The 14,477-nt window shown below is 72.4% G+C and carries 16 protein-coding genes; 5 read left to right on the forward strand and 11 right to left on the reverse strand.

Annotation, left to right across the window (positions count from 1 at the left end; genetic code table 11):
- The first annotated feature begins 14 nt into the window (after nucleotides 1-14).
- Nucleotides 15-1,058: a hypothetical protein gene (locus tag K1T35_RS39910; RefSeq protein ID WP_220256873.1), complete on the forward strand. Its 1,044-nt coding sequence runs from the start codon at nucleotides 15-17 to the stop codon at nucleotides 1,056-1,058.
- Between the two features lie 19 nt (nucleotides 1,059-1,077).
- On the opposite strand, the gene K1T35_RS39915 is transcribed toward K1T35_RS39910, so the two are convergent.
- The 4 genes from K1T35_RS39915 to K1T35_RS39930 all read right to left on the reverse strand — a co-directional run bounded on the left by K1T35_RS39915 (nucleotide 1,078) and on the right by K1T35_RS39930 (nucleotide 4,706).
- Nucleotides 1,078-1,677, reverse strand: coding sequence for an HNH endonuclease (locus K1T35_RS39915; RefSeq protein ID WP_220256874.1), 600 nt, complete (start codon nucleotides 1,675-1,677; stop codon nucleotides 1,078-1,080).
- A 104-nt stretch (nucleotides 1,678-1,781) separates the two neighbouring features.
- On the reverse strand, nucleotides 1,782-2,885 hold the full coding sequence (locus K1T35_RS39920; protein ID WP_220256875.1) for a cystathionine gamma-lyase: 1,104 nt from the start codon (nucleotides 2,883-2,885) through the stop codon (nucleotides 1,782-1,784).
- A 106-nt stretch (nucleotides 2,886-2,991) separates the two neighbouring features.
- Complete coding sequence (locus K1T35_RS39925; RefSeq protein WP_255621230.1) at nucleotides 2,992-4,002, reverse strand: NAD(P)H-dependent glycerol-3-phosphate dehydrogenase; 1,011 nt, start codon at nucleotides 4,000-4,002, stop codon at nucleotides 2,992-2,994.
- On the reverse strand, nucleotides 3,999-4,706 hold the full coding sequence (locus K1T35_RS39930) for a 1-acyl-sn-glycerol-3-phosphate acyltransferase (protein ID WP_220256876.1): 708 nt from the start codon (nucleotides 4,704-4,706) through the stop codon (nucleotides 3,999-4,001). Before K1T35_RS39930 ends, K1T35_RS39925 begins: the two co-directional genes overlap by 4 nt.
- 60 nt (nucleotides 4,707-4,766) lie before the next feature.
- On the opposite strand from K1T35_RS39930, the gene cofC reads away from it, so the two are divergent.
- A complete protein-coding gene (gene cofC / locus K1T35_RS39935; protein WP_220256877.1) occupies nucleotides 4,767-5,432 on the forward strand; it encodes a 2-phospho-L-lactate guanylyltransferase in 666 nt (221 codons plus the stop codon).
- Between the two features lie 73 nt (nucleotides 5,433-5,505).
- On the opposite strand, the gene K1T35_RS49490 is transcribed toward cofC, so the two are convergent.
- The gene (locus K1T35_RS49490; protein ID WP_255621231.1) at nucleotides 5,506-5,796 is read right to left on the reverse strand and encodes a hypothetical protein; all 291 of its coding nucleotides are present in this window, start codon (nucleotides 5,794-5,796) and stop codon (nucleotides 5,506-5,508) included.
- Between K1T35_RS49490 and K1T35_RS39940 the strand changes: the two genes are divergently transcribed.
- Both K1T35_RS39940 and K1T35_RS39945 read left to right on the forward strand, forming a co-directional pair.
- Nucleotides 5,771-7,882, forward strand: a complete 2,112-nt coding sequence (locus K1T35_RS39940) for an RNA degradosome polyphosphate kinase (protein ID WP_370645536.1) — start codon at nucleotides 5,771-5,773, stop codon at nucleotides 7,880-7,882. The two genes, K1T35_RS49490 and K1T35_RS39940, sit on opposite strands and share 26 nt — an antisense overlap.
- Nucleotides 7,879-8,799: an NUDIX hydrolase gene (locus K1T35_RS39945; protein ID WP_255621233.1), complete on the forward strand. Its 921-nt coding sequence runs from the start codon at nucleotides 7,879-7,881 to the stop codon at nucleotides 8,797-8,799. Before K1T35_RS39940 ends, K1T35_RS39945 begins: the two co-directional genes overlap by 4 nt.
- 108 nt (nucleotides 8,800-8,907) lie before the next feature.
- Here the strand turns inward: K1T35_RS39945 and K1T35_RS49655 are convergent, their stop codons facing one another.
- From K1T35_RS49655 to leuC, 3 genes are read right to left on the reverse strand one after another with little or no spacing between them, the layout of a single operon-like run.
- On the reverse strand, nucleotides 8,908-9,372 hold the full coding sequence (locus K1T35_RS49655; RefSeq protein ID WP_220256878.1) for an HU family DNA-binding protein: 465 nt from the start codon (nucleotides 9,370-9,372) through the stop codon (nucleotides 8,908-8,910).
- Between the two features lie 48 nt (nucleotides 9,373-9,420).
- Entirely contained in the window at nucleotides 9,421-10,014 is a 594-nt protein-coding gene (gene leuD, locus K1T35_RS39955) for a 3-isopropylmalate dehydratase small subunit (RefSeq protein ID WP_220256879.1), read from the reverse strand.
- A complete protein-coding gene (gene leuC / locus K1T35_RS39960) occupies nucleotides 10,014-11,432 on the reverse strand; it encodes a 3-isopropylmalate dehydratase large subunit (RefSeq protein ID WP_220256880.1) in 1,419 nt (472 codons plus the stop codon). Before leuC ends, leuD begins: the two co-directional genes overlap by 1 nt.
- A 53-nt stretch (nucleotides 11,433-11,485) precedes the next feature.
- Here leuC and K1T35_RS39965 point away from each other — a divergent pair, with 53 nt between their 5' ends.
- Nucleotides 11,486-12,187 (forward strand): IclR family transcriptional regulator, encoded by a 702-nt coding sequence (locus K1T35_RS39965; RefSeq protein ID WP_220256881.1) that lies wholly within the window; start codon nucleotides 11,486-11,488, stop codon nucleotides 12,185-12,187.
- A 250-nt stretch (nucleotides 12,188-12,437) separates the two neighbouring features.
- On the opposite strand, the gene K1T35_RS39970 is transcribed toward K1T35_RS39965, so the two are convergent.
- From K1T35_RS39970 to K1T35_RS39980, 3 genes are all read right to left on the reverse strand, one after another.
- Nucleotides 12,438-13,094: a peroxiredoxin gene (locus tag K1T35_RS39970; RefSeq protein ID WP_220256882.1), complete on the reverse strand. Its 657-nt coding sequence runs from the start codon at nucleotides 13,092-13,094 to the stop codon at nucleotides 12,438-12,440.
- A gap of 231 nt (nucleotides 13,095-13,325) precedes the next feature.
- Nucleotides 13,326-13,721 (reverse strand): hypothetical protein, encoded by a 396-nt coding sequence (locus tag K1T35_RS39975; protein WP_220256883.1) that lies wholly within the window; start codon nucleotides 13,719-13,721, stop codon nucleotides 13,326-13,328.
- An 18-nt stretch (nucleotides 13,722-13,739) separates the two neighbouring features.
- Entirely contained in the window at nucleotides 13,740-14,180 is a 441-nt protein-coding gene (locus K1T35_RS39980) for a class I SAM-dependent methyltransferase (RefSeq protein ID WP_220256884.1), read from the reverse strand.
- Nucleotides 14,181-14,477 lie beyond the last annotated feature (297 nt).

A 14,477-nucleotide genomic window follows, 5' to 3' on the forward strand; every position in this document is an offset into this window, starting at 1 on the left:
GAGGGGTCACCACCTTGCGCAGCATCACACTCGGGCACCGCGGCCTGATCCCGATCAGCCGCGCGCTCACCATCGACCTGCTCGTGCTCGCCACCCTGTTCACGGGCGCCGTGCTGCTCGGTGTCCTGATCCACGGCAGACACGCCGTTGCTCACGAGGCCGTCGGGGTGCTTGCGCTCGCGGCCGCGCTCGCCGCAGCCATCCTGCTCGCCGCGGTGGCCGGGCTCACCGGCAGCGCCCGCACCGGGCGGATCGCGGGCGCCGTCGCCCTGTACGCGGCCGTTGCGCTGCTCGTGCGGGCGGCCGGCCTGGAGGACCCCATGAACATCTGGGTGCTCGCCGGTTCCGTCGCCATGCTCGGCGCGCTCGGGCTGCTCGTGCTGGCCGTCCGCGGGCCCGTCACGGGACGGGCCGGGCGGCTGGCGGCCTGCGCCGTCGGCGGGCTCACGGTCGCGATCGTCGCGGTCGTCGCCGCCGTCGCCGTCGTGCTGCCGGGGCGGATGCCGCCGGGCTGGCTGGTGGCCACGCTCGACGTCGTCGCGTGGTCCGGTGCCGGTGCCGCCGGGATCATCGCGCTGGGGGCGGGCACCCGGTCCGGGCGGGCGCTGGTCCGCCGCACCGGGATCGCCTTCGCCACCCTGTCGGCCGCCCACGCCGTGCGGATCATCGCGGGCCAGCCGCCGGGGTCCGACCCCGGTGCCGTCGACGCCGCCCTCGAGCTCACCGCCGTCGCGATGCTGCTCGTCGCCGCGGTCGCCTTCTTCGTCGCCGTCCTGCGCGGCCTTCGCACGCCCGCGGTTGCGCCGGCCCCGGCCCCTGCCGGCGACGTCGCGCGCACGGACGACCGCCAGGACGCCGCGGCCCCGAGCCTTGTCGGCTCCGTCACCGTCGGCCCGGTCACGGACGCGATGCGGATCCTCACCCCTGCGCTGGTGGCAGGCACCCCTGTCGACGGCCACGACCGCGCAGGCGGCCCGCCGCGCCGGTGGAGCCGCACGAGCCCGCATCGCCGCGGCCGCCCCGACCGCGGGCGCCCGCCCGGCCGCACCCGCGATTGACCCCCACGGTGGTCGAGGGTCAGGCGGCGCGCTCTCCCAGCCACGGCTCCCATGACGGCAGCGGCTCGACCGCCAGCACCAGGATCCCGCCTGCCGCGCGGTCGGGGGCCCGCGGGGGGACGGCGAGCGTCCACCCGAGCTCCTCGATCAGCCGGTCGGCCTTCTTCGAGTTGCAGGTGCGGCAGGCCGCGACGCAGTTGTCCCAGGTGTGGGCGCCGCCCCTGCTGCGCGGGACGACGTGGTCGATCGTGTCGGCCCGCTTGCCGCAGTAGGCGCAGCGCCGCCCGTCGCGCCGGAGGACGCCTGCGCGGGTCATGGGCACGGCGTGCCGGTAGGGCACGCGGACGTAGCGGGACAGGCGCATCACCGACGGCGCGGGGATGGTGAGACTCTCGGAGTGGAAGGCGACGCCGCCGAGGGTTTCCTCGACGCATTCGGCCTTACCGGTGAGCATCAGAACGATGGCGCGCTTCGCCGTGACGACGGCGAGCGGCTCGAAAGTGGCGTTGAGAAGCAGGACCCGGGACCCCGTCGGGATCGCGCTCGGGTGCCGCGCGATCCCCGGCGCCTCCCCTGGATCGGGGTCGGCACCGATGGGGTCCGGTTGTCGATGCTTCACGCGACCACCTCCCTGCCGCAGATAAGACCACAGCGGAGCGGCTTACGCACGTGTGATAGAGGACCAACTCGCCGACCGCGCGGTCGGCGGCGGGGGCCGCTCGGTCAGCGGGTGATCGCGTCCAGCGCCGCGCGTACATCGGAGACCAGATCCGATTCGTCCTCGCAGCCTGCGGAGAAGCGCAGCAGGCCTGCCGCCACGTCGTCGCCCCACCGCTGCCGGCGGTCGACGGTGCTGCGCGGGCCGCCGAAGCTGGTGGCCGAGCCGATCAGCCGCGAGGCTGCGAGGAACTCCCCGACGGCCTCCTCGGAGGCGAGTGTGAACCGCAACACGCCGTTCCACCGCCGCATCTGCCGCGCCGCGACCACGTGGGCGGGATCGGCGGGGTCGCCCGGCCACCGCACGTCGGTGACGGCGGGGTGCCCACGCAGCACGGGGACGAGCGCGGCGGCGTTGCGCGCCTGCCGCTCGAGCCGCAGGTCGAGGGTGGCGAGACCGCGGTGGGCGAGCCATGTCTCCATCGGCCCTGGCACCGCTCCGCCGCGCGAGCGCGCCTCGCGCAGGCGCGCGACCAGCTCGGGATCCCGCGCGCTGACGTGGCCGAGCACGACGTCGCCGTGCCCGGCGAGCGCCTTCGTGTCGGAGGCGATCACCAGGTCGGCCCCGAGCTCCAGCGGCCGCTGCCCGAGCGGCGTCGCCGTCGTGTTGTCGACGGCGAGCAGGGCGCCCGCCGCGTGGGCGGTCGCCGCGGCCGCTGCGATGTCGGCGACGTCGAGCCCGGGGTTCGACGGGGTCTCGAGCAGCACGAGCGCCACCCCGTCGAGCGGCGGGAGCGGCGCGGCGGTCGGCGTCTCGCGGACCTCGACGCCCAGCGGCGCCAGCTCCCCGTGCGCGAGGGAGCGGGCGAGGTAGTAGCCGTCGGACGGCAGCACGAGCGCACCGTCGCGGCCCGCGAGCCGCAGCACGGCCGCGATGGCGGCCATCCCGGAGGCGAAGACCACGCACTCGCCGCCGTCGAGCTCACCGATGGCGGCCTCGAGCGCGCGCCACGTGGGGTTGCCGGGCCGCCCGTAGAAGTCGGCAGGCGTCGGATCGGACGGGAGGCCGAGCTCGAAGGTCGAGGAGAGCACGGGCCCCGGGTGCATCGGCGTCCCCGGCCGACCGACCTCGTGCCCCCCGTGCACGCACCGCGTGCCGTCCCCGATCACGCCGGCACCCTACGTCCCGCCCGTCGACAACCGACTTCACACACCCCGTGTCCCCTTCACACATGGCGGGCCTTGTGTGAAGCCCGCAATCGATGTGTGAAGTGCGTTACTCCGGGCGCGGGGCCCGGCTGATCAGCTCCTTGCCCATCTCCGCCGCCGAGAGGCCCTCGTGGCATACCCTCCGCACCGCGTCGGCGATCGGGAGCTCCACACCAAGGCGCTCGCCCAGTGCGCAGATCGACTTGCAGCTCTTCACGCCCTCCGCGACCTGCCCGTGGTTGGCCGCCTCCGCCTGGGCGAGGGACTCGCCGCGGCCGAGGTGCTCGCCGAAGGTCCGGTTGCGCGACAGCGGGGAGGAGCAGGTGGCCACGAGGTCGCCGAGCCCGGCGAGGCCTGCGAACGTCAGCGGGTCGGCGCCGAGCGCGGTGCCCAGCCGCGCGGTCTCGGCCAGCCCGCGGGTGATCAGCGATGCCCTCGTGTTGTCGCCGAACCCCATCCCGGCAGCGATGCCGCACGCCAGCGCGATGACGTTCTTGCCGGCGCCACCCAGCTCGCAGCCGATCACGTCCGTGTTGGTGTAGGCGCGGAAGTAGCCGGTGGTGCAGGCCTGCTGGAGCGCGACCGCGCGGTCGTGGTCGGCGCATGCGATCACGGTGGCGGTCGGCTCCTCCGCGGCGATCTCCCTCGCGAGGTTCGGCCCGGACACCACCGCCACCTGCTCCGCCGGCACGTCGGCGACCTCACGGATCACCTCGCTCATCCGCAGCAGCGTGCCCAGCTCGACGCCCTTCGCCAGGCTCACCAGCGTGCATCCGGCCGGCAGCAGGTCGCGCCAGCCCGCGAGGTTGGCTCGCAGCGTCTGGGACGGCACCGCGAGCACCACCGTGTCGGCCCCGTTCAGCGCCTCGGCGGGGTCGGAGGTTGCGGTCAGCAAGGACGGGAGGGCGATCCCCGGCAGGTAGTCGGGGTTGGCATGACGCTCGTTGACGGCGGCGGCCACCTCGGGGCGGCGCGCCCACAGCCGCACCTCGCGCCCCGCGTCGGCCATCACCTTGGCGAACGTCGTGCCCCACGAGCCGGCACCGAGCACAGCGACGCGCCGCACCGGAGCCGTCACGAGGCCGTCCTCCGGTAGAACTCGTCGGGGGCGGGCTCGCCGCGCACCTCGGCGAGGACGTCGCGCACCCTCGTCATGATCAGGTCGGTGACCTCACGCAGGAGCACGGCGTCGACCGGGCGGTCGCGGTAGGCGGAGAGGTCGATGGGCTCCCCGCAGCGCACGATGATCGGCTTCCGCGGCAGCGGCCGGAACTTCTTGTTGTAGCCGTCCAGCACCTCGCGGGTGCCCCAGTGGACGAAGGGCACCACCGGCACATCGGCCGACAGCGCCAGCCGGGCGACTCCGGTGCGCGACTGCATCGGCCAGCCGTCGGGATCGCGGGTGATCGTGCCCTCGGGATAGATCACCACGACCCTGCCCTGACGCAGCGCGCTCGTACCGTCGCGCAGGCTCTGCTGCGCGTCGGCCGTCTCCCGGTAGACCGGGATCTGGCCGCTTCCGGCGAGCGCCCAGCCGAGCACCGGCGCGCGCCACAGGCTGTGCTTGGCGAGGAACCGCGGCACCCGGCGGGCCTTGTGCACCACGAGCCCGCTGAAGACCGGGTCGAGGTGGGAGACGTGGTTCGCAACCATCAGCGCGCCGCCGGTCGGGGGGATGTGCTCCTTGCCCTCGAACCGGGAGCGGGCCACCAGCCAGCTGATCGGGTAGAAGAAGACCGCGCAGAACGCGATCCAGAACCCGCCCTTCTCTCGACTGACCACGCCCAGAGTGTTCCTGGCGCGGCCCCCAAGGTCCACCACCGGGTCAGGCACGATGGAGGGGTGACCTCGACCGTGGACCTGGTCGTCCCCGTCAAGCCCCTCGCCAAGGCGAAGTCCCGGCTGCGCGGTGCCGCCGACGGCGGCATCGGCGAGCCGCGCGCCCACGCCCGGCTGGCGATGGCGCTCCTGCGCGACACGATCGACGCGGTGCGCGCCGCTCCGGCCGTCCGGCGGCTGCTGGTGGTCAGCTCGGACCCGGTCGTGGCGGCCGAACTGGGCGTGTTCGGCATCGACGTGGCACCGGACGGTCCGGTGCCCGGCCTCAACCCTGCGTACGAGCGCGGCGCCGCCCTGCTGCGCGAGCAGGACCCCGCAGCGGCCGTCGGCGCGCTGCAGGCCGACCTCCCCGCCCTGCGCCCCGACGAGCTCGACGAGGCGGTCGGCGCAGCGCTGGCGCTGTTCGCGGCCGGTGCGCGGCGCGCTTTCGTTGCCGACGCCGATGGCACCGGCACCACGTTCCTGCTCGCCGCTCCCGGCACCGCCCTCGACCCGAGGTTCGGTGTGGGCTCCGCAGGCGCCCACGAGCGATCCGGCGCCCTCCGCATCGCCGGATCGTGGCCGGGCCTGCGCCGCGACGTCGACACCGCAGCCGACCTGCGTGAAGCCGCCGCGCTGGGAGTCGGCGAGCACACGAGCTGTGCGCTCGCCCTGATCCCCGGCTGCTGAAAGCGGACGAAAGTCCCTTTCGTCAGACGGATCGCGGTACGCAACCGACCGTTCACTCCGATGTCGGTCACCGTCACGAACACATCACGGCTGCCGTGAGGAACAATCGCGGCGTGGCTGACGACACTCGCAGGACGCAGGCGAACGGATCGGGTGAGGTGAGCGCCCGGCGGACCCGCACAGGCCGTAGCGCCCCCCGGCCGTCGACGCGGCGGGTCAGCCCGGCGGGCAGTACGAGCACGAACGGGGTGGCGGCCACCACGGCCACGCGCGACCAGCCCGGCCCGGCGGCGCCGGCCACCGGCGCCCGCACGGCGAACTCGCCGTCGGCCGCCGCGGTGCCGGTGAGCCCACCTGCCCGCACGCGCGCACCCGTCTCGGAACTGCCCGACGACCGCTACTTCAACCGCGAGCTGTCCTGGCTCGACTTCAACGCGAGGGTGCTGGCCCTCGCCGAGGACCCGAGCCAGCCCCTGCTGGAACGCGCCAAGTTCCTGGCGATCTTCGCGTCGAACCTCGACGAGTTCTACATGGTCCGCGTCGCCGGCCTCAAGCGCCGCGACGAGACGGGGCTCGCCGTCCGCAGCGCCGACGGTCTCTCCCCGCGCGAGCAGCTGGCCCGGATCTCGACCCGCACGCAGGCGATCCAGGAGGCGCACGCGCGTCTGTTCCTCGACCACGTCCGGCCCGAGCTGGAGGCGCAGGGGATCCACATCCTGCGCTGGACGGACCTGTCCGACGAGCAGCACGCGCGCCTCTCGGCGTACTTCTCCGCCCAGGTGTTCCCGGTGCTGACGCCCCTGGCGGTCGACCCGGCCCACCCCTTCCCGTACATCTCGGGGCTCTCGCTGAACCTCGCCGTCACCGTCCGCGATCCGGACGGCCGCACCGAGCGGTTCGCGCGCGTCAAGGTGCCGAACAACGTGCCTCGGCTCGTGCGCGTCGACACCGAGGACGACACGATCACGTTCCTGCCGATCGAGGACCTCATCTCCGCCCACCTCGGGGAGCTGTTCACCGGGGTGGAGGTGGCCGAGGTGCACGCGTTCCGGGTCACCCGCAACGCCGACCTCGAGGTGGAGGAGGACCGCGACGAGGACCTCCTCCAGTCGCTCGAGCGCGAGCTGGCCCGCCGCCGGTTCGGCCCGCCGGTGCGGCTCGAGGTCACCGACACGATGAGCGACCACGTGCTGGAGCTGCTCCTGCGCGAGCTCGACGTCGATCCGCACGACGTGGTCACGGTGCCCGGCCTGCTCGACCTCACCGCGCTGTGGGCCGTGCACGGGGTCGACCGACCGGACCTGAAGGACGACCCGTTCGTCCCCGCGACGCACCCCGCGTTCGCCGACCGGGAGACCCCGCGCAGCGTTTTCGCCACCCTCCGGGAGGGCGACGTGCTCGTGCACCACCCGTACGACTCGTTCTCCACGAGCGTGCAGCGGTTCATCGAGCAGGCCGCGTCCGACCCGAACGTCCTCGCCATCAAGCAGACGCTCTACCGCACGTCCGGCGACTCGCCCATCGTCGACGCCCTCATCGACGCGGCCGCGGCCAACAAGCAGGTCGTCGCGCTCGTGGAGATCAAGGCGAGGTTCGACGAGCAGGCCAACATCCGCTGGGCCCGTGAGCTGGAGAAGGCGGGCGTGCACGTCGTCTACGGGCTGGTCGGGCTCAAGACCCACTGCAAGACCTCGCTCGTGGTGCGCCAGGAGGGCTCCACCATCCGCCGTTACTGCCACGTCGGCACCGGCAACTACAACCCGAAGACCGCCCGGCTCTACGAGGACATCGGCGTGCTCACCGCCGACCCGACGATCGGCGCCGACCTCACCGACCTGTTCAACTCGCTCACCGGCTACTCCCGCCAGACCTCCTACCGCAGCCTGATGGTGGCGCCCTACGGCGTGCGGCGCGGCATCGTGCGGCGCATCGAGGACGAGATCGAGGCCAAGCGCGACGGCCGCGAGGCCGGCATCCGCATCAAGGTCAACTCGCTGGTCGACGAGCAGGTGATCGACGCGCTGTACCGGGCGTCGCAGGCCGGGGTGCCGGTCGACATCGTGGTCCGCGGCATCTGCGCGCTACGGCCCGGCAGGAAGGGCCTCTCGGAGAACATCCGGGTGCGCTCGATCCTCGGCCGCTTCCTCGAGCACTCCCGCGTCTTCCACTTCGTCGCCGCCGACGAGTACTGGATCGGCAGCGCCGACATGATGCACCGCAACCTCGACCGGCGCGTCGAGGTGCTGCTGCGGGTGTCCGACCCGCGCCTGGCCACGAAGCTCGGCGAGATGTTCGACTCCTGCCTCGACCCGGCCACCCGCTGCTGGACGCTGCACGCCGACGGCCCGTGGGAGCCGTCGCCTCCCCCTGAGGAGGGCGTCTCACACGTGCGCGACCACCAGGCCGAGATGATGCTCCGCCACGCCTCCGTCTCGGCGGAGGCGGAGTGACCGCGCCGCGGGTGATGGAGCCCACCGCGGCGGATGTACTGGCGGCGGGTGCGGTGCTGTGGCGCCCCGGCACGCACGGCATCGAGTTCGCGCTCGTGCACCGGCCGAAGTACGACGACTGGTCGTTCCCCAAGGGCAAGCTCGACTCGGGCGAGACGATGCCCTTCGCCGCCGTCCGCGAGATCGAGGAGGAGACCGGCCAGACATCGCGCCTCGGCCCGCTGCTCGGCGACGTCCGCTACGCCGTGGCCGAGGGCCGCAAGCTGGTGCGCTACTGGGCCGCTGAGGCGATGGGCGGCGAGTTCACGCCCGGATCAGAGACCGACGAGCTGCGCTGGCTGGACCCCGCATCGGCGGCTGAGCTGCTGTCCTACCCGCACGACCTCGACATCCTGCACCGCTTCGCTCACGTCGGCCCGCCGATCTCGGTGATCGCCCTGGTCCGGCACGGCAAGGCAGGCAGCCGCAACCAGTGGGATGGCGACGACGCGCTGCGCCCGCTCTCCGGGTCCGGCCATGAGCAGGCCTGGCAGCTCGACCGGCTGCTCGGGTTGTTCGGCCCCGACCGCGTGATCACCGCGCCGCCGGTGCGCTGCCGCGACACGGTCGTCCCGCTCGCCGACCGGCTGGCTCTGCCGATCACCGACGAGCCCCTGCTCGGCGAGAGCGGCTACATGGAGGACCCTGCGGCCGGCCTCGCTCGCATCCGCACGCTGGCCGCTGTCCCCGGCGTCACGGTCGCGTGCAGCCAGGGCGGGGTGATCCCCCGCATCGTCGGAACCCTCGCCGCGGGCGCAGGCCTGCCCGGGGTGGACCCGGACGACGTCCGGGCCAAGAAGGGCAGCACGTGGCTGCTCACGTTCGGCCCCGACGCCGCACTGCGCACCGCCGACTACTACGAGGACCCAACGGGCTGAACACCCGAAACTCGCGATCACACGTCCTGAGATGCGCCTCAGCGCCCCGTGCAGGGCGTTGACGCGCATCTCGGACTGATCATCGGTCTGCGCACCTCGGCGCCGGGCCTACTTCTTCGACTTCGCCTTCTTGGCCTTGCCGCCCTTGTCGCCGTCCTTCTCGCGAGCCTTGGCCTTGCTCTCCTTGGCCTTGCCGTTGGCCAACGCCTTGCCGTTCTTCCCGCTCTTCCCGTTCTTGGCGGGAGACTCGACGGCGGGCTCCGGCGTCACCGGCTTCGGCGCGGAGCCGTTCGTCTGCACGGCCGCCCCGACGGCGGCCCGGAACCCGGCGCCGGGCCGGAAGGCGGGCACGGTGGTGGCCGGCACGGCCACCGTGTCGCCGGTGCGCGGGTTGCGCGCGGTGCGGGCGGCCCGCGCGCGGCCCTCGAAGACCCCGAACCCGGTGAGCGTCACCGACTCGCCGGAGCGGACCTTGTCGACGATCGTCTCGAGCAGCCCGTCGATGGCTGCCGCGGCGGTGCGCCGATCTCCGAGCCGCTCGGCGAGCGCGTCCACGAGCTGCGTCTTGTTCATGCGTGCACGGTAGAACGCGGTCTGCGGGCCGCCGGAAGCGGCACGCCGTTACACCTGGGTAGTGGTGGGGAGCCGCGCCGGCCGGGCGGCCTCGAACGCCGTGATCTCGTCGACGTGACGCAGGGTGAGCCCGATGTCGTCGAGGCCCTCCAGCAGCCGCCAGCGCGTGTAGTCGTCGATCTCGAACGGCACCGTGAGGTCGCGCGCCTGCACCGTCTTCTCCTCGAGGTCGACCGTGACCTCGACGCCCGGCTCGTTCTCCAGCAGCTTCCACAGCAGCTCGACGTCGGGCTGCGCGACCTCCGCGGCCACGAGGCCCATCTTCGCGGAGTTGCCGCGGAAGATGTCGGCGAACCGGGAGGAGATGACCACGCGGAAGCCGTAGTCCATCAGCGCCCAGACCGCGTGCTCGCGCGACGAGCCCGTGCCGAAGTCGGGGCCCGCGACCAGCACGGATCCCCGCGAGAACGGCTCCTGGTTCAGGATGAACGACTCATCGTTGCGCCACGCCGAGAACAGGCCGTCCTGGAAGCCGGTGCGCGTGACCCGCTTGAGGTAGACGGCCGGGATGATCTGGTCGGTGTCGACGTTGGACCGACGCAGCGGCACGCCGATCCCGGTGTGGGTGCGGAAGGCTTCCATCAGGCCAGGTCCTCCGGGCTGCTCAGGGTGCCGCGCACCGCCGTGGCGGCGGCCACCAGCGGCGACACCAGGTGCGTGCGGCCGCCCTTGCCCTGGCGGCCCTCGAAGTTGCGGTTGGACGTGGACGCGCTGCGCTCACCCGGCGCGAGCTGGTCGGGGTTCATGCCGAGGCACATCGAGCAGCCCGCGGAGCGCCACTCGGCACCTGCGGCCCTGAAGATCTCGTCGAGACCCTCCGCCTCGGCCTGGAACCGCACCCGCATCGAGCCGGGGACCACGAGCATGCGGACGCCCTCGGCGACCTTCCGGCCCTTGATCACATCGGCGGCCGCCCGCAGGTCCTCCATGCGCCCGTTGGTGCACGAGCCGACGAACACGGTGTCGACGTGGATGTCCCGCAGCGGCATGCCGGCCTCCAGCCCCATGTAGGTCAGGGCCTTCTCGGCGGAGACGCGCTCGTTCTCGTCGACGATCTTCGCCGGGTCCGGTACCCGCTCGCCGAGCGGAAGGCCCTGCCCGGGGTTGGTGCCCCAGGTGACGAACGGGGTGAGGGCGTCTGCGTCGATGTCGACCTCGACGTCGAACACCGCGTCGTCGTCGGTGCGCAGCTCGCGCCACGCCGCCACGGCCTCGTCCCACTGCTCGCCCTTCGGCGCGCGGTCGCGGCCCTTCAGGTACTCGAACGTCGTGTCGTCCGGCGCGATCATGCCGGCGCGTGCGCCCGCCTCGATCGACATGTTGCAGATCGTCATCCGGGCCTCCATCGAGAGGTTCTCGATGACGTTGCCCCGGTACTCCAGCACGTAGCCCTGGCCGCCGCCGGTGCCGATCTGGGCGATGATCGCCAGAACCACGTCCTTGCTCGTGACGCCCGGACGGAGCGTCCCGTCCTCCGAGTTGACGTTGATCGCCATGGTCCTGAACCGCTTGAGCGGCAGCGTCTGCGTGGCGAGCACGTGCTCCACCTCGGACGTGCCGATGCCGAACGCCATCGCGCCGAACGCGCCGTGCGTGGACGTGTGGCTGTCGCCACAGACGACCGTGAGGCCCGGCTGGGTGAGCCCCAGCTGCGGCCCGACGACGTGCACGATGCCCTGCTCGGCGTGGTTCATCGGGTAGAGCGGCACGCCGAACTCGGCGCAGTTCTTGCGCAGCGTCTCGACCTGCGTGCGCGACACGGGGTCGGCGATGGGCAGATCGACGTCGGTGGTGGGGACGTTGTGGTCCTCGGTGGCGACCGTGAGGTCCGGCCTGCGTACGCGTCGGCCTGCGAGTCGCAGGCCGTCGAACGCCTGCGGGCTGGTGACCTCGTGCACCAGGTGCAGGTCGATGTAGAGGAGGTCGGGTTCCTGCCCCTCCCCCTCGCGGACCAGGTGTAGGTCCCAGACCTTCTCTGCCAGCGTGCGTGACTTTCCCACGGCGGCAGCCTCCTCGCTGGACGTCTCACATTTCGGGAAGTTAGTATCGGCTCGTGAGACAGCATAGCGGCATCGGCGTGCTCGACAAGGCCGTGGGGGTGCTGCGGGCCACGGCCGCCGAGCCCTGTGGCCTCGCCGAACTGTGCGAGCGCACCGGGCTGCCCCGTGCCACGGCCCACCGGCTCGCCGTCGGCCTCGAGGTGCACGGGCTGTTGCACCGTGGCACCGACGGCCGCTGGCGGCCTGGTCCCGCGCTCGCCGAGCTCGCGGCCGGTGGCGTCGACCCGCTGCTCGAGGCGGCGGGTGCCGTGCTGCCCCGGCTGCGCGACATCACCGGCGAGAGCGTGCAGCTCTACCGCCGCGACGGGATCCACCGCATCTGCATCGCCTCGGCGGAGCCCACGAGTGGCCTGCGCGACACCGTGCCGGTGGGAACCAAGCTGCCGATGACGGCCGGCTCCGGCGCCAAGGTGCTGGCAGCGTGGGCCGAGCCGGCGATCCAGCGCGCCGTGCTCGCGGAGGCGAAGTTCAGCGATCGCGTGCTGGTCGACGTGCGCAGGCGCGGGTGGGCGCAGAGCGTTGCGGAGCGCGAGTCCGGCGTCGCGAGCGTGTCGGCGCCGGTGCGCGACGGCACCGGGCAGGTTGTCGCCGCCGTCTCGGTGTCCGGTCCGGTCGACCGCATCGGCCGCCGCCCTGGCGTCCGGTGGGCGGCCGATCTGCTCGCCGCGGCAGAGGCGCTGCAGCACCGCCTCTAGCGCCCCACGCTCGTGCAGGGCGACGTCGTCCTGTCAGGGGTGCGATGCATCGGGGCGTCACCCCGGCGAACATCGTGCTGTCCGCCGGCTGCGATGCCTATCTGGTGGACTTCGCCCTGGCCAACTGCGCCAGGAGCGACACCGAACCCCGTCGGTCACCGACCCGACATCGTCACCCCCTCGCATTGGATTGCGAGGAGACGCTCTTGTCACGGACCAGGATGCGGCCCCGGCCTGCGCCGGCTCGCGGTCACGGCTGGGGCACGAGGCGAATGTAGGGACGCGGGGCGTCCCAGCCCTGCGGCCAGATCTTCCTGGCTTCGTCATCGGAGACGGATCCGGCGATGATGACGTCCTCGCCCTGTTGCCAGTTCACCGGTGTCGCGACCCGGTGCTTGGCGGTCAACTGCAGCGAGTCGATGACCCGGAGCACCTCGTCGAAGTTGCGACCGGTGGTCATCGGGTAGACCAGGACCAGCTTGATCTTCTTGTCCGGGCCGACGACGAAGACGTTGCGCACCGTCTGGTTCTGAGCTGGGGTGCGCTGGGTCGGATCACCGGAGGTGTCGGGCGGCAACATCCCGTACAGCTTCGAGATCGAGAAGTCGGCGTCGCCGATCACTGGGTAGTTGGGCGCGTGGCCCTGGGTCTCGGCGATATCGCCGGCCCACTTCGCGTGGTTTTCCACGGGATCGACCGAGAGCCCGATGATCTTCACGTCGCGCCGGTCGAACTCCGGCTTGATCTTGGCCATGTACCCCAGCTCGGTCGTGCAGACCGGGGTGAAGTCGCGCGGGTGCGAGAACAACACCGCCCACGACTCACCGATCCAGTCGTGGAACCGCAGCCTGCCCTCCGTGGTCTCGGCCTCGAAGTCCGGTGCTGTGTCGCCGATCTGCAGTGCCATGTCTGCCCTCCTCACCCGGATGGTCGATCCTCTGATGTCGTCCGCGGGCCGGCGGTCCGATACGGGACGCCGCCCATGCGGGGCGTGAATCCTCCTCCTGTCTCGTGCGGTGTGTCTGCCTCCATCCGGCACTACCGTCGTGGCAAAAGGGGGCGTCGGCGGCGGGTTCACGGGCCGGCGGGTTGATCGACATGGGCGCAACGGTGGCGGTCACGGCAGCCGCTCGCTCTCTCATCTACGGCCCAGCCGATTTGGGCGAGTAGCGAGGAAGAGCGCGCGCCGCAGGTGGCCGGCCTCGATCAGGGCGATCGCCTTACGTCGGCGAGCGAGCTTGCGCGCGAAGGCGCCGGGCGTCTCGAGCGCGGCAAGACCGGCCTCGAACTCCTGCCCGTACCGCAGCCATCTGCGTGCGGTGTCGAGGTAGTCCGCGGTCACGTCGACCTCGTCGAGATCGGCGAATCCAGCCGAGCGGAGCAGGCTGAGGTAGTCGCTGCGTGTCCTGACCTCCGGCGGTCCATATAAGACGGCCCGGCGATGATCATCTGCGGGCAGCCCCGGGGCGACGGCGATCGTGTAGAAGGCGATCCGTCCGCCCGGGCGGAGCACCCGCCTGTTGGCTCTCAGCACGGAGAGCTTCTTCCGTAGTCAACAGAGCACGTCGGTGTGAATGACCGCGTCGAAGCTCTTGCCCGCGAACGGAAGGTGCGGCCCGCTGGCGACGACGACGGCGCACCGGGCGCCGAGCCGCTCACGGACCGCCCGCGCGCGGGCGCGACGCAAGCCGTCGAGAGGCACGTCCGACAGCACCACGCGACATCCGGTCTGCATCGAGAGATACAGCCCTGGCCAGCCGCTGCCGCTGCCGAGGTCGAGCAGTCGAACGCCGGCGCGCAGCTCGAGGCGGCGAGCGAGCTCGTCGGCCTGCACGACGGTCGTGTAGCCGTCCGCCCCGAAGTCGGATCCGATGACCAGCTTTTCGACCCGCGCCACAAGCTTGTCCGGTTGCAGGTCCACGCCTCCGCGCTCCCAACTCTCGAATGTGCACGTCGGGCGCCGCACCAGCTCGGCGCCTTCGGTGCCGTCCACGACGGTAGCGACCGCGGGCGTGCAGCGGACCTCGTCGGACGGCTGGCCCTGCGCGCCTTACCAAAACGGCGCTCGAGATGCGCGGGGTCGTCCGTCCCGCGCGTCGTCGTGACGACAGCTGTCGGCCCACGCCGGGCCGCGGACGGCCGAGCAGCAGCACGCGAGCGTCTCACCGTGCAGCGCTCATGATGCGGGGTCGTCAGCCCGGCACCGCCCGAGTTCAACAAATAGGGTGATAGTTGAGGCGAACCCGGCGGTACCGGAGGCGCTCGGAGGCCGGTCTCGTGGACAGCCCGC

Source organism: Pseudonocardia sp. DSM 110487 (assembly GCF_019468565.1).
Lineage (GTDB): Bacteria > Actinomycetota > Actinomycetes > Mycobacteriales > Pseudonocardiaceae > Pseudonocardia.

Excerpts from the sequence above, each read along its gene's own strand:
- K1T35_RS49655 (WP_220256878.1), bottom strand. The coding sequence starts at position 9,372 with ATGAACAAGACGCAGCTCGTGGACGCGCTCGCCGAGCGGCTCGGAGAT.
- leuD (WP_220256879.1), bottom strand. The coding sequence starts at position 10,014 with ATGGAAGCCTTCCGCACCCACACCGGGATCGGCGTGCCGCTGCGTCGG.
- K1T35_RS39970 (WP_220256882.1), bottom strand. The coding sequence starts at position 13,094 with ATGGCACTGCAGATCGGCGACACAGCACCGGACTTCGAGGCCGAGACC.